Origin of the sequence: Pseudomonas orientalis (genome assembly GCF_002934065.1) — a bacterium.
Taxonomy (GTDB): Bacteria; Pseudomonadota; Gammaproteobacteria; order Pseudomonadales; family Pseudomonadaceae; genus Aquipseudomonas; species Aquipseudomonas orientalis_A.
Map to the genome: position 1 here is coordinate 4928113 of NZ_CP018049.1, position 23879 is coordinate 4951991.

The window sequence follows — 23879 nt, forward strand, 5'->3', positions numbered from 1 at the left end:
TTATTTCAACAGGGCGATCAGCGCGCACACCAGCGTGATCGCTAGTGCCGGCCATTGCATGGGCATGAAAAAGAAGTGATGACGCACGCCGTCGGCGTGAACCTTTCGATTCAACACGAAGCCCAGCACAACATTGATCGCCGAGCCCATCCCGAACCCGATCAACACTTGCATAAGCGAGGTATTGCCGGGCTTGACGCTCGGATCCGGCCACAGCCACATTAACAGCAGCACCATCGCCACGGGTGTAAACAAGGTGAGCCAGCCTGCACCGCGATAAATCATCGTTCAGTCCTCATCCTTAACGCTGCCGGCTCACGCCAGCTCGCGGGTTTGTTCTTCGACCGCCAATACCGCATCAAGGGTGTTGAGGAACAGGTCGTGGCTCAGGATGCCGGTGGCGATGGTCGACAAGACAGCTGTGCCGCTCTCGTCCTTGATCACCACTTTTTCGGTCCAGGCGTTGAGGTCCACGGTGCGCAGCGAAGACATCGGCACTGTGCGGCCCTGGTATTGCAGGAATGCGCGGCTGACCACAATCGGCGAGGTGGTGATTTTCAGGAAGTTGCCGCTCATGCGCTTGCCCCAGACCTGCCCCGAGCTGATGCAGTTGAACGTCACCGCTCCACCCGTTTCCAGCGTCGCAATCACCGCCGGCATGCGTGCGCGTACATGCAGCTCGCGCACCAATTGCTGGAATTGGTAAAAGCCCTTGAGGGTTTCAATCACTCGGTGAAAAGGCTCCGACGCGTTACGGCGATAGGCCAGGTTGGTGATCATGCCGGTCATCACGGTTTGCCCGGAGCCGAACAGGTACAGGTCTTCGATGTCGGTAAAGGCGGTGTAGTCGTGCTGGTCGTTGATGAAGCGCTCGATGCCGTGTTCATAAACGTTGTAACGCGGCGCGCGCAGTTTTCTGTGCCAGGCGTAACCGGCAAACACGCCCAATGCGAGAACGGTGAGCAAGGCGCTGGTGAAGTAGATTACGGTTTGGGGGCTGCTGAAACTGAATGACAGGCCGCGCGAAGTCTGGCCGACGACGGGGCCGTTACTACCCGCCGGCAGGATGGTGCCCAGGTACAGCACAAACACTGCGAGCCCCAGCAACGCGACGCCAAATATCAAACTGAAGATCAGGAAACCCTTGCCGTGGCGAAAACTGGCGATCAGTTCGCCAGTGGCGGATGGCGCTTGGGTGGGGGATGACTGCATGGGTATTGGCGTCCTTGTAGTGGGTTAGATCTTGCACCCTATCCTTCTGGTGACCGGGTGCACTTGGCACGGCGAGTTGGAACATGGCTAATTAATATCGTTCCTTGGCCAGAGCACAGAACGGCTGCGCAAGCCAACCGGTTCACACTATGGGGTCTTTTTTTTCCCACGCAGAACAGTGATCATCGCCCTCCCCAAAGCCCCAGGAACCAAAACCATGGAATTGACGCTGGAAGCGGTTGCGCTCTTTGCACTGAAGCTGGTGCACGAGACGGACGGCGGCAGTCCGGTTTTGCGCGATGATCCGGTGATGGAGGCGTATGACCGCGAGGTGTTTGGGTTGTTGGTGCGCCAGGGGGATATGGCGGGGATTCAGTTTAAGCTTGATGAGTGCCTGACCTCAGCGCTCGAATCACTGGGCGGCGCCACGACCGTGATGGGGCGCGAGCTGCAACGGCTTGCGCTGGACATGCGTCAGGCGCCGACACTGGAAGCCCTCAATGCCCCGCTCGACGCACTCAAGGATTACCTGAAAGCCATTCTGTAACCTGCGACTAGCGCCGCCCTTCCACCACCATCCGCACCGCCAGCCCCATCAACACCGTCCCCATTAGCCAACGCTGCACCACCTGCCACCCCGGCCGGGTGACGAAAAACACGGCGATGGACCCCGCCAGCGTGGCAATCACCGCATTGACGCTGACGCTGATGAGAATCTGCGTGAAGCCCAGCACCAGGGATTGCATCAGCACACTGCCATGGCCGTTCGGGTCGATGAACTGGGGCAACAGCGATAAATACATCACCGCTACCTTGGGGTTCAGCAGGTTGGTCACCAGGCCCATGGTGAACAGTTTGCGCGGGCTGTCCTGGGGCAGGCTTTGCACCTGAAACGGCGAACGCCCACCCGGCTTGACCGCCTGCCAGGCCAGATAAGCCAGGTACAGCGCCCCGCCAAAGCGGAGCGCGTCGTAGGCAAAGGGCACCGCCATCACCAATGCGGTAATTCCCAGGGCCGCGCACAGCATATACACCAGAAACCCCAACGCCACGCCGCCAAGGGAAATAAACCCGGCGGTGCGTCCCTGGCAGATCGACCGTGAAATGAGGTAAATCATGTTCGGACCGGGCGTCAGCACCATGCCGAGGGATATCAGCGCATAGGCAAGCCAGCTGGACAGTTCAGGCATGGTCGGGCTCCCTGGCGGTTGTTCCGTCGACGCGAAACATTTGGTCAACGTTGTAGCGTTGGACGCCATGGTAGAGCGTTCAAAATGCGCGCGTTAGATACAGATCCGTGATCAAAACGTCATACACCAACCAGAGCATTCACCCAAGGGCAGGCACATGATCGACTTCAACAACAAAGGCTTCTTCAAACTCAAACAAAACAACGAGTACGCCGAACGCGTGGCGTCATTGCTGCTGGACGGCGAGGAAGTGGTCGACGCGTACAAGGCCATGCGCGACGGAGTGGTGTTCACCACCCAGCGCATCATTGCGGTGAATGTTCAGGGAATCACCGGCAGCAAGAAGGACTTCACGTCGCTGCCGTACAAGAACATCGTGGCGTATTCGGTGGAGACGTCGGGTACGTTCGATCTGGATTCGGAGCTGGAGATTTACTTTTCATCGTTGGGCAAGGTGAAGTTTGAATTTACCGGAAAGACTTCGATTGTCGAGATTTCACGGTTGATTTCAAAGCATCTGCTGACTTGATCAGCGGACTAAAGAGACCTCGATGTGCCAAGGTCTTTTTTACTACCTATACACTTCGGCTACTGCATCCCGACCAAAAAAATGGGGGGTTTGCTCGTGAACGGCTCCCCATGAAGTCTAAAACTACAGCATCACCTCATAAGGCCCAAGCACCTTACTTGTCTGCACCAGCCCTTGACGCATCAACATCTCCAGATAACTCTGCGTATCCATTGGCGGCCGCTTCAACGCTCGCCTCTGCTTCTGTGCCGCGGCCAGTACTGCTGCCTGATCCAAATCCCAAAGATCCGAGATAAAGTCATCCGGGTGCATTGGCTCAATGTCATAAGCAGCCAAGATATGCGATGGGAAGTCTTTCAAGTTGAAAGTAACGATGACCTCCGCCTTACTACGAATCGCCGCCGCCAGTACGTGACGATCATCAGGATCGGGCAAATCCAGGCTCGAACATAACTCCTCATACCCTGTCACCAGCCCGTCAGGTATAGCCTTGTCCATCATCGTTGAAGTGCTATCCACTTGCTCCGAAGTAAGGTCGGGGCGATTTTTTAGCACATTGCGCTTCCACTCTTCATGGATCTGGCTGGTCCATCGCGCTCGATACAGACCAGACAATCCCAGCCACATCAACAGATCCCGGAGTGCTGCCGGGTAAAGAACACAAGCATCGTATACCGCAGTGAACGGCGAACACCTCATAGGTCATACCCCATACCTAGCTCCTGAGCCTGCCGTACCAACGCCTCCATCGCCTCTTGGCTTTCTGCATCGCGCTGCTGTTTAAACGCCATCAAATCTGAAAACCGGATACGCCGATGGCGACCCGTCTTCGTAAAAGGAATGGCGCCTTCTTCCAGCATCTTCACCAGGTGCGGGCGTGAAACGTTGAGCAGGTCGGCAGCTTCCTGGGAGGTCAACTCAGCATGGACGGGTACAACCTTGACGGCATTGCCCAGCGCCAGCTCACCCAAAATATCAACCAGCAGACGTAGCGCGGATGTGGGGAGTACAAGGGAGTGGGGTTTGTCTTCTTTGTCGAAGATATCGATGCGTTGAGTGTCGAATTTGGTCGACAGCAATGAGGCCAATTCGCGCTGGCCCTGAACGGCGGCTTCGACTTCCTTTTCCAGCGGAGGAATTGTTTTAGGGAGGTGCGGGGTGATCATGATGCTGCTCCGTCGTCACATAGTTCAATTGAGCTCAAGCTAAACGAAACAAACGAAAATCGCAATATTCGAAACCCGCTCAAGTGACTGTCTACTTTTCCCACACCCACCGTCGAACACTGCCAATTCCAGCCCCGTAATATCCCCCCGTAGGCTCACTCCCTCGCACAAGGAAGTGAGCCGGTCATGTCAGAACGTTCTTATCCACCTACTGAAGAAGCGCTACGCAGACAGCGAATCCTGACACCGCAACCGTCGCGGGCCCCCTATTCGCCGGCGATTGATCTATACGAACCCTTCCCTGCCCCAGCCCCCACGCCGGCAAAACCTGTCGGCTGCGTCTTTATCAAGCCCTGCCAACTGCCGGACGGTTTCATCCGCTACGCCGACCCCACAGGTTATGTCCCGCTGGAGTTGGTCAAGGAGTACGCCCATTTAAGCCTGTTGGGCGGGCGCGAGGTGGACGGACGAGGCGCGGTGGCCTTGCGCAGGATCGGCGGCAGCGCGTTGCCCGCCGGCTTGGGGCAGTTGGCGTTGCGCTCTGCAGTGTGGGAATCGGCGACGACTGCCGTCGGGTCTGTCGCCGGTGGCCTGTTGGCCGGTTTGGTGGCGCTGGCCTGGCCGTCTGAGATGGGTGATAGCGCGCTCTACAGTGAGGAGCAGTTGCGCTCGATGGCGCGGGCGCGGTCGCAGATGCGTTTGCATGTCGAACAACGCGAGGACGGTACGCTCAAGGGGTATGGTTTTTACACCGGCAACCATCCGAGTTGGCAGATGATCGATGTGGTGCAGTTCCAAGCCCGCGACGAGCAGTTTGTGGCGGATTTGGGTGAGGGACTAGAGTTGATCTGGACACCTGCGGTTGATCCCAGTGACACGCTGGGAATTCCAGCCTTGGAGGCTGCGCCGCAAGCGCCGGTGATCTGGATTTACCCGCCGACGGAGAAGGCCGCGCAGATTCTGGTGAATCCGGTTTATCCGCCGGAGTACCGGGATTTTATTCTGGTGTTCCCGGTGGGGTCGGGGGTTCGGCCGCTGTATGTGGTGGTGAGTCTTAAGGCGGGGGATCACAAGTACCACAAGGCTCCGAATACTGGACAAATTACTGGCTTTGAAAAACTGAAAAAAGCAAAACCCATGACTCCCAAGCAGGGAGGTGCCGGCCTGAGAGAGCGCTGGATAGATGAAAAAGGTCGAAAAATCTATGAATGGGATTCCCAACACGGCGAGCTGGAAATTTATCTAGCAAGTGATGGAAGCCATATCGGTGCGTTCAACCATCTAACCGGCGAGCAGCTAAAAGGGCCAAAAAAGAAACGAAACATCAGAAAGTATCTGTGAGGGTTACATGGGACTCAAAGTGAGATTGGAATGGTTCGACAGAACCACAGAGTGGCTAATCGGAACTGAGGATTCGGCGGACTTAGGAAACGATTACTCCGTGATTTCTGAGCTCGGATTGTCGGTAGACGAAGACGTCAATAACGGCATGTTTGAATTGCAAAGGGAGTGGCTATCAGTGATACAGGCACATTTCTCCCATGAGATAGTTCTTTCAGAAAACGACTACTTCATCGCATTCGATCACGAGGACACGCTTGACTGATACGAACAGAATCAATGGGCGTATTTGATACGTATACCGTTGAATGTTGAGCAAAGGCGGGTCAAGAACGTCGAACTCACAGGCCACGGCTGCGCAGTCGAACCGGGACGATCAACGCGTACAGGTGCCCGCCAATGTCGAGGCGATGAGATCGCGCAGCCACATATGGGCGGGATCCCGGTGCAGTCGTTCGGGCCATAGCATGAGCATGATCGTTCCCACGCTCCGCGTGGTAATGCCGCCTGGGACGCTCCGCGTCCCGTCGTACAATTCAATGCGTACAGGTGAAGCAGAGCGTCATGGGATGCATTACCACGCGGAGCGTGGGAACGATCAACGCGTCCGGCCATCACGATTTCGGGATCCACAGGGTTGAGAACGTAACGCCTGAAGGCTAGCCATACGCCGACAACCCTCTACGCCATCACTCGTGCTGAAACGTCTCAAGATACGCCAATATATTTTCAATCTTCTCCGGATCACTGATGCCCCAGAAAATCATCCGCGTCCCTTTCACAACCGATTTCGGATTTTCAATGTAGGCCGCCAGTTTGTCCCGGGTCCAGACCACTCCCGAGGTCTTCATCGCCTCCGAATACTGATAGTCCGCCGTGGTACCGGCAGGTCGATCAATGATGCCGTTCAGTTGCGGCCCAAAACCGCCACGGGCGCCTTCGCCAATGCTGTGGCAACCGCCGCAGGTCTTGGCGAAGAGCTTGCCGCCCGCTTCCGCATCGCCGGCGGCGGCGGCCTGGCCGGTGGTCAGCATCAGGGCGAGGGTCAACAAGGCATACTTCATCGGACAGCTCCGCGTCGAGTGTTGATGCCAATTATGCCTGTTTACACAGCAACGCCCTCAGCCACGTTCCTGCACATCGCCAAACGACCACCCATCGTTTAAAAAACATCCAATCGAACCTATGCCTGCAGCCTCCACTCAACCCTACTGAACCCTGATGGTGGAGTAAGGATCATGGCTCGGCCATCGATTTTAGTATTGGAAGACGACGAAATCATTCGGGCGTTAATGGTGGATGTGCTGGAGGACTTCGGCGCGTCGGTGACGTCGTTCCCTTCAGCGGACGACGGGATGATTTATCTGGAACGGGGCGATGACCCCGTGGACCTGATTGTCAGCGATATTCAAATGCCGGGTTTGCTCAATGGCTTTGACCTGAGCAAGGTGGTGGCGCACCGCTGGCCGACGGTGCAGGTGGTGCTGACGTCCGGCAACGCCCATCTGGCGGCACAATTGGGCGGCTCGGTGCGATTCCTGCCCAAGCCCTGGAGCACCCAGCATCTGATTGACTGCGTGCAAACAGCGCTGAATCAGCAGGGTTTGGCTATGCATTGATAGCGTCGCGATATCACCTTGAGCGAACTTCCCGGTGAAACCATCGGTCCATTAATGACGCAAGGAGCGACATTTCTGATCCGTTAGTCAGCCTTTTCGCCTTGCGCGTTTAGTTACAGACTGCGAGTTGTGTAGAATCGTCGCCCATTTCCGCGCGTCACTCATGGCCGAGAGGCCCACAGTTCGAGCTTACTGAATGCATTCTCAGGCCCATGACGTCGATGCGCCCCCACTGCTGGAAGCGTTGCGCACAGGCACGGCCTCGCTGCATACCGCGCTGGAAAAACGCCTGCCGTTTTTCTCCGATCGCCTTGATGCGCAGGGGTACCGGCATCTGCTGCAGGCGTACTTCGGGTTTTATCAGCCTATGGAGGCTGCACTGTACGGCAGCGGCTTGATTCCCGAAGGGCTTGATACCGCAATGCGTGTGAAAACACCGATACTGGTCAGTGACCTCCACGCGCTGGGCCTGGATGATCAGGCCATCGACACCCTGCCCCATTGCACGCAACTGCCAACGCTCGACACCCCCGCCGCCTGCCTCGGTGCTCTGTATGTACTGGAGGGTGCGACGCTGGGTGGCCAGGTGCTTCGTCGTGAAATGGCTCAGCGCCTGGGCGTCAATGCCGACAACGGCGGCGCCTTTCTCGACATCTACGGGGTAGAGACCGGGCGGCGCTGGAAAGACTTTCTTGTTTACCTGGGCGACCAGCCGCTGGACGCGCCCGCAAAACAATGCGCCGTGAACGCCGCCCGCTCGACATTCAGCTGCTTTGAGCAATGGCTCGACAGCCAGGAGGTACTGCTATGAAAACCGAAGATTTTGAAGAGCTGCTTGCCAACTGTGCCAACGAGCCCATCCGCTTTCCCGGGGCGATCCAGCCCCACGGTGCGCTGCTGACCCTGTCGGAGCCCGGCCTGAATATCATCCAGGTCAGCGCCAACGTCGGCACCTTGTTCGGCCATGCGCCCGAAACGCTGCTCGGCCAGCCGCTGCACAGCGTGATCGGCACCGAACACGCCCAGGCCGTGCAGGTCATGGCCCGGACCAATACCTTTTTCGACATGCCACCGTTGCACGTCACCCTCAACGGTGCGGATTTCGAAGGCTTGCTGCACCGCCACCAGGACGTGCTGGTACTGGAGTTCGAGCCGCGGCTCAAGGACTTTCGCCCGCGCGCGTTAAACGGCCGCACCAGTAACCTGGGCAAGATGCTGCAACGTTTGCAGGCGGCGAAAACCCTGCAGGCGCTGTACGAAATCAGCGTAAATGAAATCCAGGCCATGACCGGTTACGATCGCGTGCTGATCTACCGTTTCGAAGACGAAGGCCATGGCCAGGTGATCGCCGAAGCATCGGCGCCGTCTATGGAGCTTTTCAACGGGCTGTTCTTCCCTGCGTCCGACATCCCGGAGCAGGCTCGCGAGCTGTATCGCACCAACTGGCTACGGATTATTCCCAATGCGGCCTACGAGCCAGTCCCGTTGGTGCCCAGGCTGCGGCCAGATACCGGCGAACCGCTGGATTTGAGCTTTGCCACCCTGCGCAGTGTGTCGCCGATCCACTGCCAGTACATGCAGAACATGGGCGTGCTGTCATCCATGAGCATCTCGCTGATGGACGGCGACAAGCTCTGGGGCCTGATCAGCTGCGGCAATCGGGAACCCCTGCTGGTGCCGAACGAGTTACGCACCGCCTGCCAGACCATCGGCCAGGTGCTGTCGTTGCAGATCAGCGCCATGGAAGCCTTGGAACTGAGCCGTCAGCGCGAGGAAAAACTTCAGGCGCTGGCGCTGCTTGATCAAGCGATGAAGGCCTCGGAGGACAATGTGTTCGATGGCCTGGCCCAACAGGGCCAGTTGCTGATGGACCTGACGCGGGCAGGCGGCGTGGCGATCATCGATAACAAACAATTGCACCGCTACGGTAACTGCCCGGAACCGGCGCAGATCCGTGCGCTGCACAAATGGCTGCAGGAACGCGACGAACCGGTGTTCGCCAGCCACAATCTGGTTTCGTCATACCCACCGGCCGCCGAGTTCCAGGCACTGGCCAGCGGCGTCCTGGCCATGCAACTGCCCAAGCCTGTGGACAACGGTGTGCTGTGGTTCCGCCCGGAAGTCAAAGAGAACATCAACTGGAGCGGCGACCCGCAAAAGCCGCTGGACCTGGAAAATTCCGACGCCGGCCTGCGCCTTCGTCCCCGCACGTCATTTGAAATCTGGAAGGTCGAAATGGCCGGCATCTCCACCAAGTGGAGCCATGGCGACCTGTTCGCCGCCAATGACCTGCGCCGCTCGGCCCTGGAAAACGACCTGGCCCGCCAGGTGCTGCGCGAACAACAAGCCGTGCGGGCGCGTGAAGAGCTGGTGGCGGTGGTGTCCCATGACCTGCGCAACCCCATGACCGTGATCTCCATGCTCTGCGGCATGCTGCAAAAGGCGTTCAGCTCCGACGGCCCTCATACGTCACGGCGGATTTCCTCGGCCATCGATACCATGCAGCAGGCGGCCGGGCGCATGAATGTGCTATTGGAGGACTTGCTCGACACGTCGAAAATCGATGCGGGGCGGTATGTGGTCAAGCCGGTGGCGCTGGATGTCAGCCAGATATTCGAAGAGGCCTACTCCTTGCTCGCACCGCTGGCATCGGAGAAAGGCATTGACCTGTCGTTCAACGCCGAGCCCGGCCTGCTGATCAACGCCGACCCGGAGCGCCTGTTCCAGGTCCTGTCGAACCTGATCGGCAATGCCATCAAGTTCACCCCACGCCAGGGCAATATCGGCATCAGTGCCATGAGCAATGGCGAAGAAATCGTGTTCTCGGTGCGGGATTCTGGCGAAGGCATTGCGCCGGAACAATTGCCCCATGTGTTTGACCGCTACTGGACCCAGACCGAAAACAACCCCACCGGCAGCGGCCTGGGGCTGTACATCACCCAGGGCATCGTGCAGGCCCATGGCGGCAGGATCGTAGCCGAGAGTGAGGTGGGCCGAGGGAGTGAGTTCCGGTTTACGGTGCCAAAGCCGATCTGAAATAAACGCTGTGACATCTTGCGATACCGATGGCCGGGAACGTCTGCCCGGCCAGCGCCACTGATCATGGCGTACTCAGAGAGCGTCCTGGTGCGAGCCACCCTCCTTCAACTGAGCAAGAGGTATGTCCATGATCATCGGTCAATCGTTTCACAGCTATAACCTTCATCAATCTGTACAAAACGCCCAGTCCCCGGTCAGTCCCGCGCAGCCGACGCCCCCAGTTGACGCCGTCCCACAGGGACAAGACCAGAAACAAGCAAGAAAAGAATCGAACCTGGACCCTCTCGGACAGGGCTTCCTGGTGTGAACCGACGCTGATCCCTTGCAAGGCGTGCTACGCCCTGTGTTGCACGCTGTTAACAAAACACTGACATCCTCGGGGTTATGCTTTCCCGTTCTACTCTGCATGAGCGGCATTGTTGATGCCTCAACCCGACACCCTGCCCGCCGTTATCGCGGGCCCCCTTCTTCGCCGCCTGGAACCCCGGCGACTGGTCATGTGGCTGGTGGGAAGCCGCGCCCTGACCTTGACGTTGAAGCTGTATGTACCTCAAGGCGAAACGCTGGAGATCGGCCTGGACGAACGCCAGTGCCAAGTCGTTGCCGCCGGGCGTCACGCTTTTATCCACCTGATCGATATCGCACTGGACCACGCACTGCCCCAGGACGTGGTTATCGGCTACGACCTGCTGATCGACACCCAGGGCATTGCGCAGTGGGCCGGGCATCTTCTATACCCTGAAGCCGGTACTGCGAACTTCGTGTTGCACAGCCGCCTGCATCAGTTGGTGCATGGTTCGTGTCGCAAACCTCACCACCGTGCCGACGAAGGCCTGCTGTGCGTAGACCGTCTGCTGGCGGCTGCGCCACTCCCCACCGACCGCCCGGCCTTGCTGATGATGAGCGGCGACCAGATCTACGCCGATGACGTCGCCGGGCCGATGTTGCGGGCCATTCATGCCTTGATTGCACGCCTGGAGTTGTTCGACGAGTATTTGGAGGGCGCAGTGGTAGACGACAGCGCCAACCTCTACGGGCATCCTGCCAGCTATTACCACAGGGCCGACCTGCTGCCGGCGCTGGACAGCAACGAGACCCTGCGCGAACGGTTTTTCGGCGGTGTGAAGAAGCCGATTTTCACCAGCAGCACCGCAGACAATCACCTCGTGAGCTTCGCCGAGGTCCTGGCGATGTACCTGCTGGCCTGGTCTCCCATGCCCTGGACGCTGATCGCGCCCCAGGCGCCGCAATTGAGCCTTGAAGAACAGCAGCGTTACGCTCGCGAACAGGGGCTGATTGATCGGTTTCGTGACGGATTGCCGGGCGTTGCACGGGTGTTTGCCCACCTTTCGACCCTGATGATTTTTGACGATCACGACATCACCGATGACTGGAACCTCAGCGCCCAATGGGAGGAAACCGCCTACGGCCACCCCTTCTCCAAACGCATCATCGGCAATGCCTTGCTTGCCTATATGCTGTGCCAGGGCTGGGGCAACCAACCGCAGGCGTTTGGCGAACTGGTGAAACAAACCCAGGCCCTGACGGCCACGGCACATCACAATCACCTCGACGCCAGCGCGCAGGATGACCTGGTGCAAGCGCTGTTGAAGTTCCAGCACTGGCACTACGTACTCCCCACCAACCCCGCGCTGGTGGTGCTCGACACCCGCACCCGCCGCTGGCGCAGCGAGTTCACCCTCAAGCAACCCTCCGGCCTGCTGGATTGGGAAGCCTTGAGCGAACTGCAGCAGGAACTGCTCGATCATCCGTCGGCCATTATCGTCTCGCCCGCGCCGATCTTTGGCGTGAAGCTGATAGAGACCGTGCAGAAAATCTTCAGTTGGTGCGGCCACCCCTTATTGGTCGACGCCGAAAACTGGATGGCCCATCGCGGCAGCGCCCAGGTGATTCTCAATATCTTCCGCCACTCCCGCACACCCGGTAATTACGTGATTCTGTCGGGGGACGTGCATTATTCGTTTGTCTACGAAGTGCTGATTCGCCACCGCAATGCGGGTCCCAGGATCTGGCAGATCACCAGCAGCGGCATCAAGAACGAGTTCCCGCCGCGTCTGCTGGAATGGTTCGACCGTCTCAACCGCTGGCTCTACTCCCCGCGCTCACCGCTCAACTGGTTTACCCGGCGCCGTACCATGCAGGTGGTGCCGCATATCCCGGAACATGCCGAGGCTGGCGAGCGCTTATGGAATTGCGCGGGAATCGGTCAGGTGTTTTTCAACGAAAAGGGCCAACCTGAAGCGATTTTTCAGCACAACGCGAATGGCAAGCCGCGTACGAAAATGACCGCGCCACGCCCCTGAAACAATACATCTGCCCTATTCAAAGCACACCGGCCGCGTTGTACAGTAGCGCCAGCCACGGAGTATCGGCGTCAACCACAGCTGGCCTCGGGAGCCAGTTCACGCAGGAAGCGCGTAAATGGACGATACAACCGGCAGTGAAATACCGCGCAATGACTTTTCCGACCTCAGCGCCGACCTGTTGCATGCCATCATGGAATTGGTCAGCGACGGTATCTGGGACTGGAATGCCAATACCGGTTTCGTCTACCGCAATCCCGGTTGGTACGAAATGCTGGGTTACTCGCGCCACTCCCTGGAAAACAGCGTATTCACCTGGGAGAACCTGATCCATCCTGAGGATTACCCCCGGGTGATGGCCGGATTTGACGACTATATCTGCCAACGCTCGCCCCAATACCGGGCCGAATACCGCTGTCGAAAATACGATGGCAGCTACCTCTGGATCGAAGACCGTGGCTACGTCATCGCGCGTAATCCAGACAACTCGGTCGCGCGCATGGTGGGTGCGCACCGCGACATCCACACTCGCAAATGCTCCATGGAACGCCTGCAAAAGCGTAACCAGTCTCTTGAAGCACTGGTGGTCGAGCGCACCCTTGAGTTGTCGCGCGTCAATCAGCAACTGCAACTGCAATTGGACGAAAACCGCTCCCTGGCCGAACGGGACGCCTTGACCCGCATCGCCAACCGTTATCGCCTGGAAAACGTATTGCTCGAACAGTGCAGCCGCGCCGAACGCTTTCGCTTGCCACTGGCGCTGGTGGCCATGGATATCGATGACTTCAAGCCGATCAATGACCGATATGGCCATGGCGTAGGCGATCAGACGTTGATACGGGTGGTTGAAGGCCTGGAAGCGTGCGTGCGTGCAGATGACGTGCTGGCGCGCTGGGGCGGTGATGAATTCATGCTGGTCTTGCCCAACAGTACGCTGGAGACGGCCAGGGAACTGGCCGAACGGGTGCGTCATAAAATCCAGGAAATGCCCGCCGTGGGTGGCGCCAGGATAACCCTGAGCCTGGGCGTGGTGGAACGCCAGCTCGGTGAGTCACCGGCAACCCTGATGACCCGCGCCGATCAGGCGCTGTATCGGTCCAAGGCGGCGGGGAAGAATGGCGTGTCGGAATAAAACCGACGACCTGAGCGGGCTCACCTTCGATGAGTTGCCTTGACCTGACTCCCCTGCCCCCTGAAAATGCGCGACGCTTTTTTGTCTCTCCCCGTTTACTGAAGTAGTGAAATTTCAATGTCCGATTCGTACACCGCTGATTCCGCCGAAGCCTCCGTAACCGCCTTGCACGCCCAAGCCGAGTACGAGAACGCCATCAATCTTTCACAGCATGTGCCAGCGGCCAAGATCATCAGCGAAATGGTGCTGGACGCGTTTCACACCTCCAAGGAAAGCGACCAGATCCGCGAATTGCGCCTGGCCATCCGTCAGGCCCATGACGCCTTTGACGATGACAAGGCGTACGAGCTGATGGGCCGGCTCAAGCAATTGAAGGACGCCGAAGCGGCCGATAACGCCGCCCTGGAAGACTTGAGCAGCAAGTTCTCCATCAGTCGCATCCTGTCCAGCTTCAAGGACGATCCCGAGTTTAAGGAGCTGGTCTACGGCTTGGCCCTCAAAGTGCTGAACCAGTCGCACCAAGCCATCAGCAACCCGAGCGCCGGCAAGGGCAAGGCCGCGCGTGCCAAGAAAGAAGCCGAGGTGTTTGTGATCAGCAAGGATGGCGCCAGCGTCACCCTGCCACTGCGTACGCCACGCTCCAAACTCAACGTCGACCGTGAAGCATTCGAATTCCTGGGGTTCAATTTTGTCGGTGAGGGCGATGAAGCCGAGCCGGAGGTGGAAAGCTTTGTCGATAACGCCGGCACTGAGCAGCCGCTGAGCCGCAAGAACGTGATTGCGGCACTGCAACAGCAGACAGCCTTTGATGGCTACAGCATCGTCCAGCAATAATCCATTGCCGGTCACACAGCAGGACTGAAGTTGGGGACGGGGCAAGTCCTGATGCAGGTCAGTTAGCGCACCGCCCCTCCCACATTTGATCTTCGCTGCCTTGGGCATTTCGTTCGCTTATCTGACTGGCATTAAGGCTTGCTCCGTTCCCACCTTTTGTATGCGGTTCAGCCGACACCCATGATCTGCGTGGCAAACACCTGGCGAAACCGCTCCATCTCCTGCCGGTTACCCACCGTTACCCTCACCCATTGCGGCCAGTTGCTCCATACCCGCCCCACCAGCACATTCTGCGCAGCCAGCCGCTCGATCACCGGCTCCGCAGGTTGCTTGACGTCGATCATGAAGCAGTTGCTCTGCGACGCCGTGCACCTGAACCCTCGCTCGTTCAGCCAAGCGATAGTCTCGTCACGCAAGCCGGCATTGAGGGCCTTGCGCTGGCCCAGCAGCTTGACGTCTTCCAGGCTGGCGTGGGCGCCCAGCAGGCTGGCACCGGCCGGCACATTGTCGCCGCCGAACACCGCCAGTTGCTCCAGCAATGCCGGGTGGCCGATTGCCAGGCCCAGGCGCGCACCGGCCATGCCGTAGATTTTCGAGAAGGTGCGCAGCACCAGCAGGTCGTCGTGGTCCCTGGTCCAGGTCACGCAACTGGGGGCATCGCAGAAGTCGATATAGGCTTCGTCCACCACCAGCACGCTGCCTTTGGGTTTGTTCGCCAGCGCCTGATGGATGGCCTCGGTGGGCGTCAGGGTGCCGGTCGGGTTGTTGGGGTTGCACAGGTACAGCATGCCAGCCTGAGAGTCCGCCGCGAGCATGGCCGGTACATCATGGGCATGCCCGGCATCGAGGCTGACTTCGCGCACCGGCGCCTGGTTCGATTCGGCCGCCTGGCGCGGCACTTCGTAGGATGGCGTGGCCATCACCAAGCCACGGGTTGGGCGGGTGAATGCCAGCACGGCATAGCGCAGCGCGGCCATTGAGCCAGCAAACACTCCCACGTTCTCTTCGCTAATGCCTTGCTGCTGGGCGAACAACGCAGCCAATGCATACATGTGTCGGTAGGGATACCGCCCCGCTGCCGCACTGCCCCGCTGCATTGCCTCAAGCGCCGCCGTCGACGGCCCGTAGGGGCTTTCGTTGTAGTTGAGCAATACTTTGTCAGCGGTCGCTGGCGCAGGGTTTGCGAAGGCCCAGTCCAGGTGCCCCAGCACGGGCAAGGCCGCGCCCAAGGCGAGAAGAGATCGACGACTGACGCTGACCATGGCAACTACTCCTTGTAGACGGACGAGGGATTCGTACGGGTCGTACAGAGAAGTATGACGAGGAAAACGCGGCCCGATTTAGCGCTTTATTGTTGAGCGGCACGCATGTAACACTCGCGATCGCGACGCTGAAAAGCCGCGTGCCAGGCTCTAAATCCACGGTTTCGCAAAAAAGAATGGACGATTATGACTAAATGGAAGTGGTGAGCATTTGATGCACAGACGGGAAAAAACCGAGCACCTGAAGAGCAACATCAGGTACTTGATCAAAAGTCGCGGCGAGACCCAGCTTTCGTTAAGCAGCGCCGCCGGCCTGACCAGGACCACCATCTACAACATCCTGGAAGGCAAGGTCGCCAACGTACAGCATTCGACCATCCGGAAAATCTCCGACTTCTTCGGCGTCTCCTACGAAGAAATCGAGACGATCAATTTTGAAGCCAAGGAAATCATCGAGAGCAATGTTTCCCCCCTGGGCAACATGAACCCGGCGGCGGTGCCGGTGCTCAAGGAAAGCCAGGTTATACAGCACCTGGGTAAGCGTATCGGTGAACTGTCCACGCTGTTCCCGCTGACTTACTACTTCGGCATGTCCTGCAACTTGATTGGCGTACTGCTGGAACACGCCATTGCCGGTCTCAATGAGCCAGGCGATCTGCTGATCGTGCAAAAAGGCGCCTGCAGCGACGACAAGGAAAAGCTGGTGTACGACCGCACCACCAAAAAACTCTTCATTACCCTCGAACCCTGCGCGAACTCGGATCGCCTGTGTGTCATCGGCGATATCTTCGAGGAGCGTTTCAATGAGCATGCTTGAAGCACCGGCTGAAAACAGCAAATACAAGCTGCTGGGCTTTGAAAATGACAAGCGCCTGGCGGTGATCATGGTGATCGACACCGGCAAGGTCATCAAGATCAAGCTCAGTGAAGTGCTCAACAGCGAAATGATGGACAACTTCAACCGGATGGAAATCAGGAACCTCTACAAGAAGTTCTATTCACAAGGCGGTGCACTTACGGCCTACGACATGAACGACCGCAATGAAAACTCATGGATGATCTACATCATCCTGAATCTGCTGCTGTTCACGTTTTATATCTTCACCAGTATCGCCGCGACCAAACCGATCTACCTGGAGTCGATGGGCATCATCGTGACGCCGGGCACGTTCCTGTATCCCCTGACCTTTCTGATCGTGGACCTGCTGAACGAAAACTTCGGGCTGCGCCTGGCACGCCGAGCGATCCTGTTTGCGTTTGCCAGTAACGCGATGATCATCATCCTGCTCTACGGCTCGACCTTCCTGCCGGGGCTGCCGGGCTGGAAACTCGATGGACCGTACACCGACGTGATCCTGCAAGTCTCGTCGGTGCTGATCGCCTCGTCGGTGTCGTTCCTGGTGTCGGAGAACATCAACTCTTATCTGCTGTGCAAAATCAAGGAACTGACCAACTCCAGGTACCTGTACCTGCGGATTTTCCTCAGTACGTTCTTTGCGGTCATTATCGACAGCTTCCTGTTCTGCTTTATCGCCTTCTATGGCGTGATGCAGACCAGTGACATCCTGAGCATGATCTATGTGCAGATCGCGATCAAAGTCGGCTTTGCGTTCTTCAATATCCTGCCGGCGTATGGGGCGCGGTCGTTGTTCAAGCGCTATCTGACCAGTGCATGAAACTCACTGGTTCACCGCTATCCCTGTGGGAGGGGGCTTGCCCCCGATAGCGGTGTGTCAGTCAAAAATGCATTTGCTGACACTCCCTCATCGGGGGCAAGCCCCCTCCCACATTTGGACCTCACCTGGCTCTTGATCGAGTTACTTCAGCTGCAACTTGTGCTTGAGGCTCTGCATCACATCCGCTTTATTCTGCAGATACTCCTCCAAGCCTCGGGCGCGCAGGTTGCACGCATCGCAGTTGCCGCAGCCTGTGCCAATCACGCCGTTGTAGCAGGTCAGCGTCTGCTCGCGGACCAGCTCAAGTTGCTCGTGGTAATCGGCCAGGGCCCAGGTCTCGGCCTTGTTCAGCCACATCAGCGGGGTATCGAGGCGTACGTCGTATTCCATGCCCAGCTTGAGGGCCTGGTTCAGCGCTTTCACGAACGCGTCGCGGCAATCCGGGTAACCCGAGAAGTCGGTTTCGCATACGCCGGTGATCACGGTCTCGGCCTTGACTTGATAGGCGTAGATCGCGGCCAGGGTCAGGAACAGGATGTTACGCCCCGGCACGAAGGTGCTCGGCAGGCTTTCGCCTGAGCTGTTCACGGTGGGCACGGGGATGTTGTCACGGGTGAGGCTGCTGATCGCCAGCTCATTGAGCAGGGACACATCCATCACCTTGTGCACGGTAGCGCCCAACTGCTTGGCCAACGTGCGAGCCACTTCGATCTCCGCCACATGGCGCTGGCCATAATCGAAGGTGATGCAGTGCAGTTCGTCATACTGCTTCAATGCCTGGATCAGGCAGGTGGTCGAGTCCTGCCCGCCACTGAAAACCATAACGGCTTTTTTACTCATTGCTTTGCTTCCTGCATTCGAAGAATTTGGGTATAGGAGCGAGCTTGCTCGCGATCATAAAGGGCATACCATAAAAAACCCCGCGCTTCTTGCGAAGGCGGGGCCTTTATTGCTCGGACCACTCAGTGCGCGTAAGTCAGCAACAGCTCTTTCGGCACCTGGAAATCCAGGGACATCATCACGCTGAGCGCGGTGATGGTGAAGATCGAGAACACGAACAGCTTGCGCGCCCAGACGGTGTCATCCACCGCCTTGTAGCCGGTCCAGGCCATGTACAACCAGTACATGCCCATGGCCGCGGCGACGGCGAGGTAGCTCATGCCGGCATAGCCACTGAAGGTCAACATCAAGGTCGCCACGAGGAAGGCCAGGATGTAGAGCAGGATGTGTTTCTTGGCCACCTGGATGCCACGCTTGACCGGCAGAACCGGAATCGAGGCAGCCAGGTAGTCATTGAAGCGGAAAATCGCGATGGCGTAGGAATGCGGCATCTGCCACAGGCTGAACATCACCAGCAGCACCAGCGCGGCCATGTCGAAGCTATTGGTTACAGCCACATAACCAATCACCGGCGGCATCGCCCCCGACAGACTCCCCACCAGCGTGCCGTGTACCGACTTGCGCTTGAGGTAGAGGCTGTAGAGGCCGACGTAGATGACAAAGCCGATCACGGCAAACAGCGCCGCCAGCGGGTTGGCCACCTTGTACAACAACACCACGCCCGCAACACCCAGGACGGTCGCGAAGATCAGTGCCAGTTTCAGGGAGATAAGGCCCTGGACCAGCACGCGATTCTTGGTGCGCTCCATCTTGATGTCGATGTCACGGTCGATGCAGTTGTTGAACACGCATCCGGAAGCTACCACCAGGGAGGTGCCGATCATTGCCGCCAGGAAGATGGCCAGATCGACATGTCCCTTGGAGGCCAGGAAGAAACCGCCCGCCACAGAAAGCACGTTACCGAAAATGATCCCCGGTTTGGTGATTTGGATAAAGTGCTTAAGCGACATCGGGTCTTACCTCACTTCGCCATCATGTAGGTGTGGATGCTGAACATGATCCACAGCGACAGACCAACCAGCAGAACGATCACCAGGCCTGCAAACACGAACGCAATCACGTTCTCGCGCTGCTCTTTGGAACGATCCAGGTGCAGGAAGTACACCAGGTGAACCAGGACCTGAATTACCGCGAACGCCAGGACGATCATCAAGGTGATCGACTTCGGCAGGGTTGGGTACATCACCAGGCCGAACGGGATCAGGGTCAGGATGACCGACAGGATGAAGCCGATGGCGTAAGACTTTACGCTGCCGTGGCTTGAATCGTGGCTGTCATGGGAGTGTGCATTAGCCATTACAGAGTCCCCATCAAGTAAACGACGGTGAATACGCAGATCCAGACCACGTCCAGGAAGTGCCAGAACAGGCTCAGGCAGCTCAGGCGGGTCTTGTTGGTGTTGGTCAGGCCGTGCTTATTGACCTGATACATCATCACCGCCATCCACAGCAGGCCGGCGGATACGTGCAGACCGTGGGTGCCGACCAGCGTGAAGAACGCCGACAGGAAACCGGAACGGTGCGGGCCGTAGCCTTCGGAGATCAGCAGGTGGAACTCGTTGATCTCCATGCCGATAAAGCCCAGGCCGAACAGGAAGGTCAGTGCCAACCAGCTCAGTACGCCTTTCTTGTTGCCCTTGTAGAAGGCCAACATGGCGAAGCCGTAGGTGATCGAACTGAACAACAGCAAGGCGGTTTCGCCGAGCACGTAAGGCAATTCGAAGATGTCGTGGCCCGACGGGCCACCCGCTACGTTGTTTACCAGTACCGCGTACACCGCGAAGATCGACGCAAACAAGATGCAGTCGGTCATCAGGTAGAGCCAGAAACCGAAGACGGTTATTGGCCCCGAGTCGTGGTGATGGTCATCGTGCCCATGGTCATCGACATGGGCGTGTCCAGCATTGGTCACTAAGTTCGACATGGTTTAAGCCTGTTCCAACGAGGTTTCTACACGGTTGGCCGGAATCTTCTTCTCGGCTACCAGGCGAGCGTGCTGCTCGGCTTCGATGCGTTCGATCGTTTCGACCGGCACCATGTAGCCTTGATCATCACGGGCAGCGTGAATGATGAAGTAACCGATGGTGCCTACCAGGCCCACGATTGCCAGCCACCAGATGTGCCAGATCATCGCGAAACCGAACACGGTCAACAGCGCACCCATCACCACGCCAGTGGCGGTGTTGTTTGGCATGTGGATCGGCTCGTAGTGCGCAGGTTTCTGGTACGCAGTACCGTCTTCCTTGGCTTCGGTGAACGCATCAATGGTGTTCGCGGTAGGGATCACGGCGAAGTTGTAGAACGGTGGTGGCGACGAGGTCGACCATTCCAGGGTGTGGCCGTTCCATGGGTCGCCGGACTCGCAGGCGTTCTGCTTACGGTCACGGACGCTCACGTACAGCTGGATCAGCTGGCAGGCAATGCCCACAGCGATCATCACCGCACCGAACATGGCGACGTACAGGTACGGCACCCACTCAGGGTTGGTGGTGGCGTTCAGACGACGGGTCATGCCCATGAAGCCCAGTGCATAGAGCGGCATGAACGCGACGAAGAAGCCCGAGATCCAGAACCAGAATGCAGCCTTGCCCCAGCCTTCGTGCAGCTTGAAGCCGAACGCTTTCGGGAAGTAGAAGCTGAAACCTGCGATGTAGCCGAATACCGCGCCGCCGATGATCACGTTGTGGAAGTGAGCGATCACGAACAGGCTGTTGTGCAGGACGAAGTCAGCACCCGGGATGGCCAGCAGTACGCCGGTCATGCCGCCGATGGCGAAGGTCACCATGAAGCCCAGGGTCCACAGGACCTGGCTGGTCATGCGCAGACGACCGTGGTAGATGGTGAACAGCCAGTTGAACAGCTTCACCCCCGTCGGGATGGAAATCAGCATCGTCGCCAGGCCGAAGAAGGCGTTGACGCTGGCCCCCGAACCCATGGTGAAGAAGTGGTGCAGCCACACCATGAAGCCCAGTACCGAAATGGCGCCCGATGCATAGACCATCGAGTGGTGACCGAACAGGCGCTTGCCGGTAAAGGTCGAGATCACTTCGGAGAAGATACCGAACGCCGGCAGGATCAGGATGTACACCTCAGGGTGACCCCATGCCCAGAACAGGTTCACGTACATCATTGGATTGCCACCAAGTTCATTGGTGAAAATGTGGAAATCCAGGTAACGGTCAAGCGACAGCAGCGCCATGGTAGCGGCCAGGATCGGGAACGAAGCCACGATCAGCACGTTTGCCCAGGTGCAGGTCCAGGTGAAGATCGGCATGTCCATCAGTTTCATGCCAGGGGCGCGCATCTTCAGGACGGTGGCCAGGAAGTTGACCCCCGTCAATGTCGTCCCGAGTCCTGATAACTGCAGCGCCCAGATGTAGTAGTCCACACCCACGCCCGGACTGTATTGCAGCCCCGACAATGGCGGATACGCAACCCAACCGGTCTTGGCGAATTCGCCGACGCCCAGGGACACGTTGATCAGCACCACGCCCGAAACCAGCAGCCAGAAGCTCAGGGAGTTCAGGAACGGGTAGGCAACGTCACGCGCACCGATCTGCAGCGGCAAGGCAAGGTTCATCAGGCCGGTGAAGAAAGGCATCGCCATGAAGATGATCATGATCACACCGTGGGCGGTGAAGATCTGGTCATAGTGTTCAGGTGGCAGGTAGCCAGGCGAACCCTCGGTGGCCATGGCCAACTGGGTACGCATCATGATGGCGTCGGCAAAACCACGCAGCAGCATGACCATGGCCACGATGACGTACATGACACCGATTTTCTTGTGGTCGACCGAGGTCAGCCACTCGGTCCACAGGTAGGTCCACTTCTTGAAGTACGTGATACCCGCAAACAGTGCCAGACCACCCAGCGCGATCATGGCGATGGTCACCATCACGATCGGCTCGTGGAATGGGACCGCGTCCCAACTTAATTTACCAAACATCGTTTACTCCTCTGCCCCAGCAGTTGAATGCGCGCCTGTGTCAGAACCTTCAACCACGGCCACTTCTTTCTTCTCGTGCTTGACCGGCTTGCCTGGCTTCATACCTTCGTACTTGTCGACGATTTTCTGAAACAGGTTCGGTTCAAACGCGGAGTACAGCGCGACAGGGTTGTTCTGGCTTGGTTTGGTCAGGGCGTCGTACTCAGCTTGATCAAGCTGTTTAGGTGCGGCCTTGACTTCGGCTACCCAGGCGTCAAATTCTTCCTGGCTCGTCGAGATCGCTTTGAATTTCATGCCGGTGAAGCCAGCGCCGCTGTAGTTGGCGGAGATGCCTTCCATTTCAGCTTTCTGGTTGGCGATCAGGTGCAGCTTGGTCTGCATGCCTGCCATCGCGTAGATCTGGCCGCCCAGGGCTGGGATGAAGAACGAGTTCATCACGGCGTCGGAGGTGATCTTGAAGTTCAGCGGAGTGTGTTCCGGGAACCGGATCTGGTTCACAGTGGCGATACCCAGGTCCGGGTAGATGAACAGCCACTTCCAGTCCAGCGCGACCACTTCGATGTTGATCGGCTTGACGTCCGATTCCAGCGGACGGTACGGGTCCAGTGCGTGGGTGGACTTGTAGGTCACATAACCCAGGGCAATGATGATGAGGATCGGGACCAGCCACACCGCGATTTCGATCTTGGTGGAGTGCGACCACTTCGGCGCGTAGGTGGCGCTGGTGTTGGACGCGCGGTATTTCCAGGCGAAGGCGAAGGTCATGATAATCACAGGGACCACGACCAGCAGCATCAGCAGGGTGGCGGTGATGATCAGGTTTCGTTCATCCAGACCGACCTGTCCTTTTGGGTCGAGCAAGGTCCACTTGCAGCCTCCCAGCATTAACATCATGCCAAGCAGCGGCAAAAAGCCTAGTAATCGGGGGTACCTGTTTTTACTCATCTCACGACCTCTAAAGCAGCTTGCGCAATGCAGTTGGGTTTTGATCGCCAACACTTCACCCTGCCAAGGGTTGGCATTTCTCTTCGATTGAATAAGAGCCAGCCCGCTACGTCATAGGTGTACGTTTCACGGACCTGCGGTGAGTTCTTATTCGATTTCGTGGCTAAAGGCCTTGTTACAGACCAATTCCATTTGGTGCGGAATAGTTGAAAGGCTGCCGGAACCTGGGATCGCACAGAGCCTTCCATCTGCTCCTCGACCGCCCCAATGCTCAAATATTGAACAGCACCGGACATTCAGTGCGGGCGATTGTAGTTAGCTAGCGATGTATAAACCATGTCTGATACAGAAATAATTTTTATCGATTACAGCAATAATCCTTCACCATTCCTGCAACGGTTCGTGATGTTATCGCGTTCAATTCTCAACAAAAACCACAAAAACTGCGTTGTCATTGGGCAGATTGCCACTCCCCTTACGCACCGTAAGGGTATGGTAAACGCAGTAAAGTCCCCATAAAACAAGGCATTTGCAGACCCGTCCGGTGCTCGGACTCCACGCACATGGCGGTGTCTTTCAAACCACGAACTGACAGCACAGTTTGCGCACCGGATGCAAATCCAGAGGCCAGTTCGGCCGGTTTCGAACCGCCTGCGACAGCCTCCGTGTGACAACATGTCGCACGCTGCGCAGCGCTTTTGTTGCCGCTCGTCACGGCGCTTTCACAAATCCCTGCGAACCAAAACGCCCCGGCCTTCACTCAAG

At 57.8% G+C, this 23879-nt stretch carries 25 protein-coding genes and 1 pseudogene; 12 read left to right on the forward strand and 14 right to left on the reverse strand.

The features are described 5' to 3' along the window. Positions 1-285, reverse strand: a complete 285-nt coding sequence (locus tag BOP93_RS22200) for a hypothetical protein (RefSeq protein WP_104504670.1) — start codon at positions 283-285, stop codon at positions 1-3. Positions 286-315: 30 nt separating this feature from the next. Further along, positions 316-1212 carry a hypothetical protein gene (locus tag BOP93_RS22205; protein ID WP_104504671.1) on the reverse strand — a complete coding sequence of 299 codons (897 nt, stop codon included), beginning with the start codon at positions 1210-1212 and terminating at the stop codon, positions 316-318. Between the two features lie 217 nt (positions 1213-1429). On the opposite strand from BOP93_RS22205, the gene BOP93_RS22210 reads away from it, so the two are divergent. Further along, the gene (locus BOP93_RS22210; RefSeq protein WP_104504672.1) at positions 1430-1759 is read left to right on the forward strand and encodes a hypothetical protein; all 330 of its coding nucleotides are present in this window, start codon (positions 1430-1432) and stop codon (positions 1757-1759) included. A gap of 7 nt (positions 1760-1766) precedes the next feature. Here the strand turns inward: BOP93_RS22210 and BOP93_RS22215 are convergent, their stop codons facing one another. Next, positions 1767-2402 carry a LysE family translocator gene (locus BOP93_RS22215; RefSeq protein WP_104504673.1) on the reverse strand — a complete coding sequence of 212 codons (636 nt, stop codon included), beginning with the start codon at positions 2400-2402 and terminating at the stop codon, positions 1767-1769. 157 nt (positions 2403-2559) lie between these two features. Here BOP93_RS22215 and BOP93_RS22220 point away from each other — a divergent pair, with 157 nt between their 5' ends. Next, positions 2560-2931, forward strand: a complete 372-nt coding sequence (locus BOP93_RS22220; protein ID WP_104504674.1) for a PH domain-containing protein — start codon at positions 2560-2562, stop codon at positions 2929-2931. Positions 2932-3054: 123 nt separating this feature from the next. Here BOP93_RS22220 and BOP93_RS22225 read toward each other — a convergent pair whose 3' ends face one another. Further along, on the reverse strand, positions 3055-3630 hold the full coding sequence (locus BOP93_RS22225) for a PIN domain-containing protein (protein ID WP_104504675.1): 576 nt from the start codon (positions 3628-3630) through the stop codon (positions 3055-3057). Further along, the gene (locus BOP93_RS22230; RefSeq protein ID WP_065892392.1) at positions 3627-4097 is read right to left on the reverse strand and encodes a helix-turn-helix domain-containing protein; all 471 of its coding nucleotides are present in this window, start codon (positions 4095-4097) and stop codon (positions 3627-3629) included. Before BOP93_RS22230 ends, BOP93_RS22225 begins: the two co-directional genes overlap by 4 nt. Positions 4098-4283: 186 nt before the next feature. Here BOP93_RS22230 and BOP93_RS22235 point away from each other — a divergent pair, with 186 nt between their 5' ends. Together BOP93_RS22235 and BOP93_RS22240 are read left to right on the forward strand one after the other, a co-directional pair. Beyond that, positions 4284-5438 (forward strand): S-type pyocin domain-containing protein, encoded by a 1155-nt coding sequence (locus tag BOP93_RS22235; protein WP_104504676.1) that lies wholly within the window; start codon positions 4284-4286, stop codon positions 5436-5438. Positions 5439-5445: 7 nt separating this feature from the next. Next, entirely contained in the window at positions 5446-5703 is a 258-nt protein-coding gene (locus BOP93_RS22240; protein WP_065936612.1) for a colicin E3-like toxin immunity protein, read from the forward strand. A gap of 111 nt (positions 5704-5814) precedes the next feature. On the opposite strand, the pseudogene BOP93_RS28345 reads toward BOP93_RS22240, so the two are convergent. Beyond that, positions 5815-5922: pseudogene (locus BOP93_RS28345) on the reverse strand (LysR family transcriptional regulator); the annotation flags it as partial. A 205-nt stretch (positions 5923-6127) separates the two neighbouring features. Continuing rightward, positions 6128-6502, reverse strand: a complete 375-nt coding sequence (locus BOP93_RS22245) for a c-type cytochrome (RefSeq protein ID WP_104504677.1) — start codon at positions 6500-6502, stop codon at positions 6128-6130. 174 nt (positions 6503-6676) lie between these two features. Here BOP93_RS22245 and BOP93_RS22250 point away from each other — a divergent pair, with 174 nt between their 5' ends. The 6 genes from BOP93_RS22250 to BOP93_RS22280 all read left to right on the forward strand — a co-directional run bounded on the left by BOP93_RS22250 (position 6677) and on the right by BOP93_RS22280 (position 14386). Continuing rightward, positions 6677-7057: a response regulator gene (locus BOP93_RS22250; RefSeq protein ID WP_065885090.1), complete on the forward strand. Its 381-nt coding sequence runs from the start codon at positions 6677-6679 to the stop codon at positions 7055-7057. A gap of 196 nt (positions 7058-7253) precedes the next feature. After that, positions 7254-7868 (forward strand): biliverdin-producing heme oxygenase, encoded by a 615-nt coding sequence (locus tag BOP93_RS22255; protein ID WP_104504678.1) that lies wholly within the window; start codon positions 7254-7256, stop codon positions 7866-7868. Then, complete coding sequence (locus BOP93_RS22260) at positions 7865-10093, forward strand: ATP-binding protein (RefSeq protein WP_104504679.1); 2229 nt, start codon at positions 7865-7867, stop codon at positions 10091-10093. The genes BOP93_RS22255 and BOP93_RS22260 overlap by 4 nt, the downstream gene beginning before the upstream one ends. A gap of 425 nt (positions 10094-10518) precedes the next feature. Beyond that, positions 10519-12420 carry an alkaline phosphatase D family protein gene (locus tag BOP93_RS22270; protein ID WP_104504681.1) on the forward strand — a complete coding sequence of 634 codons (1902 nt, stop codon included), beginning with the start codon at positions 10519-10521 and terminating at the stop codon, positions 12418-12420. 118 nt (positions 12421-12538) lie between these two features. After that, positions 12539-13552 carry a diguanylate cyclase domain-containing protein gene (locus BOP93_RS22275; RefSeq protein WP_104504682.1) on the forward strand — a complete coding sequence of 338 codons (1014 nt, stop codon included), beginning with the start codon at positions 12539-12541 and terminating at the stop codon, positions 13550-13552. A gap of 117 nt (positions 13553-13669) precedes the next feature. Beyond that, entirely contained in the window at positions 13670-14386 is a 717-nt protein-coding gene (locus tag BOP93_RS22280; protein ID WP_104504683.1) for a hypothetical protein, read from the forward strand. Between the two features lie 167 nt (positions 14387-14553). Here the strand turns inward: BOP93_RS22280 and BOP93_RS22285 are convergent, their stop codons facing one another. Continuing rightward, positions 14554-15648, reverse strand: coding sequence for a pyridoxal phosphate-dependent aminotransferase (locus tag BOP93_RS22285; protein ID WP_104504684.1), 1095 nt, complete (start codon positions 15646-15648; stop codon positions 14554-14556). 214 nt (positions 15649-15862) lie between these two features. Between BOP93_RS22285 and BOP93_RS22290 the strand changes: the two genes are divergently transcribed. Together BOP93_RS22290 and BOP93_RS22295 are read left to right on the forward strand one after the other, a co-directional pair. After that, positions 15863-16465: a helix-turn-helix transcriptional regulator gene (locus BOP93_RS22290; protein ID WP_104504685.1), complete on the forward strand. Its 603-nt coding sequence runs from the start codon at positions 15863-15865 to the stop codon at positions 16463-16465. Further along, positions 16452-17324 (forward strand): queuosine precursor transporter, encoded by an 873-nt coding sequence (locus tag BOP93_RS22295; RefSeq protein WP_104504686.1) that lies wholly within the window; start codon positions 16452-16454, stop codon positions 17322-17324. Before BOP93_RS22290 ends, BOP93_RS22295 begins: the two co-directional genes overlap by 14 nt. 141 nt (positions 17325-17465) lie before the next feature. Here the strand turns inward: BOP93_RS22295 and queC are convergent, their stop codons facing one another. The 6 genes from queC to cyoA form a co-directional block, all read right to left on the reverse strand. Further along, positions 17466-18164, reverse strand: a complete 699-nt coding sequence (gene queC, locus BOP93_RS22300) for a 7-cyano-7-deazaguanine synthase QueC (RefSeq protein WP_104504687.1) — start codon at positions 18162-18164, stop codon at positions 17466-17468. Positions 18165-18286: 122 nt separating this feature from the next. Next, positions 18287-19174, reverse strand: a complete 888-nt coding sequence (cyoE, locus tag BOP93_RS22305) for a heme o synthase (RefSeq protein WP_003176002.1) — start codon at positions 19172-19174, stop codon at positions 18287-18289. A gap of 11 nt (positions 19175-19185) precedes the next feature. Beyond that, entirely contained in the window at positions 19186-19521 is a 336-nt protein-coding gene (gene cyoD / locus BOP93_RS22310; RefSeq protein WP_003194051.1) for a cytochrome o ubiquinol oxidase subunit IV, read from the reverse strand. Beyond that, entirely contained in the window at positions 19521-20147 is a 627-nt protein-coding gene (locus tag BOP93_RS22315; protein WP_057723999.1) for a cytochrome o ubiquinol oxidase subunit III, read from the reverse strand. The genes cyoD and BOP93_RS22315 overlap by 1 nt, the downstream gene beginning before the upstream one ends. A gap of 3 nt (positions 20148-20150) precedes the next feature. Next, positions 20151-22169 carry a cytochrome o ubiquinol oxidase subunit I gene (gene cyoB, locus BOP93_RS22320; RefSeq protein WP_104504688.1) on the reverse strand — a complete coding sequence of 673 codons (2019 nt, stop codon included), beginning with the start codon at positions 22167-22169 and terminating at the stop codon, positions 20151-20153. A gap of 3 nt (positions 22170-22172) precedes the next feature. Then, positions 22173-23114: a ubiquinol oxidase subunit II gene (gene cyoA / locus BOP93_RS22325; protein ID WP_065885078.1), complete on the reverse strand. Its 942-nt coding sequence runs from the start codon at positions 23112-23114 to the stop codon at positions 22173-22175. Positions 23115-23879 lie beyond the last annotated feature (765 nt).

Excerpts from the sequence above, each read along its gene's own strand:
- BOP93_RS22275 (WP_104504682.1), top strand. The coding sequence starts at position 12,539 with ATGGACGATACAACCGGCAGTGAAATACCGCGCAATGACTTTTCCGAC.
- BOP93_RS22215 (WP_104504673.1), bottom strand. The coding sequence starts at position 2,402 with ATGCCTGAACTGTCCAGCTGGCTTGCCTATGCGCTGATATCCCTCGGC.
- BOP93_RS22235 (WP_104504676.1), top strand. The coding sequence starts at position 4,284 with ATGTCAGAACGTTCTTATCCACCTACTGAAGAAGCGCTACGCAGACAG.
- cyoA (WP_065885078.1), bottom strand. The coding sequence starts at position 23,114 with ATGAGTAAAAACAGGTACCCCCGATTACTAGGCTTTTTGCCGCTGCTT.
- BOP93_RS22210 (WP_104504672.1), top strand. The coding sequence starts at position 1,430 with ATGGAATTGACGCTGGAAGCGGTTGCGCTCTTTGCACTGAAGCTGGTG.
- BOP93_RS22250 (WP_065885090.1), top strand. The coding sequence starts at position 6,677 with ATGGCTCGGCCATCGATTTTAGTATTGGAAGACGACGAAATCATTCGG.
- BOP93_RS22205 (WP_104504671.1), bottom strand. The coding sequence starts at position 1,212 with ATGCAGTCATCCCCCACCCAAGCGCCATCCGCCACTGGCGAACTGATC.
- BOP93_RS22295 (WP_104504686.1), top strand. The coding sequence starts at position 16,452 with ATGAGCATGCTTGAAGCACCGGCTGAAAACAGCAAATACAAGCTGCTG.
- queC (WP_104504687.1), bottom strand. The coding sequence starts at position 18,164 with ATGAGTAAAAAAGCCGTTATGGTTTTCAGTGGCGGGCAGGACTCGACC.
- BOP93_RS22255 (WP_104504678.1), top strand. The coding sequence starts at position 7,254 with ATGCATTCTCAGGCCCATGACGTCGATGCGCCCCCACTGCTGGAAGCG.
- BOP93_RS22260 (WP_104504679.1), top strand. The coding sequence starts at position 7,865 with ATGAAAACCGAAGATTTTGAAGAGCTGCTTGCCAACTGTGCCAACGAG.
- BOP93_RS22220 (WP_104504674.1), top strand. The coding sequence starts at position 2,560 with ATGATCGACTTCAACAACAAAGGCTTCTTCAAACTCAAACAAAACAAC.
- cyoE (WP_003176002.1), bottom strand. The coding sequence starts at position 19,174 with ATGTCGCTTAAGCACTTTATCCAAATCACCAAACCGGGGATCATTTTC.
- BOP93_RS22245 (WP_104504677.1), bottom strand. The coding sequence starts at position 6,502 with ATGAAGTATGCCTTGTTGACCCTCGCCCTGATGCTGACCACCGGCCAG.
- cyoB (WP_104504688.1), bottom strand. The coding sequence starts at position 22,169 with ATGTTTGGTAAATTAAGTTGGGACGCGGTCCCATTCCACGAGCCGATC.
- BOP93_RS22280 (WP_104504683.1), top strand. The coding sequence starts at position 13,670 with ATGTCCGATTCGTACACCGCTGATTCCGCCGAAGCCTCCGTAACCGCC.
- BOP93_RS22200 (WP_104504670.1), bottom strand. The coding sequence starts at position 285 with ATGATTTATCGCGGTGCAGGCTGGCTCACCTTGTTTACACCCGTGGCG.
- BOP93_RS22225 (WP_104504675.1), bottom strand. The coding sequence starts at position 3,630 with ATGAGGTGTTCGCCGTTCACTGCGGTATACGATGCTTGTGTTCTTTAC.
- cyoD (WP_003194051.1), bottom strand. The coding sequence starts at position 19,521 with ATGGCTAATGCACACTCCCATGACAGCCACGATTCAAGCCACGGCAGC.
- BOP93_RS22230 (WP_065892392.1), bottom strand. The coding sequence starts at position 4,097 with ATGATCACCCCGCACCTCCCTAAAACAATTCCTCCGCTGGAAAAGGAA.
- BOP93_RS22285 (WP_104504684.1), bottom strand. The coding sequence starts at position 15,648 with ATGGTCAGCGTCAGTCGTCGATCTCTTCTCGCCTTGGGCGCGGCCTTG.
- BOP93_RS22240 (WP_065936612.1), top strand. The coding sequence starts at position 5,446 with ATGGGACTCAAAGTGAGATTGGAATGGTTCGACAGAACCACAGAGTGG.
- BOP93_RS22270 (WP_104504681.1), top strand. The coding sequence starts at position 10,519 with ATGCCTCAACCCGACACCCTGCCCGCCGTTATCGCGGGCCCCCTTCTT.
- BOP93_RS22315 (WP_057723999.1), bottom strand. The coding sequence starts at position 20,147 with ATGTCGAACTTAGTGACCAATGCTGGACACGCCCATGTCGATGACCAT.
- BOP93_RS22290 (WP_104504685.1), top strand. The coding sequence starts at position 15,863 with ATGCACAGACGGGAAAAAACCGAGCACCTGAAGAGCAACATCAGGTAC.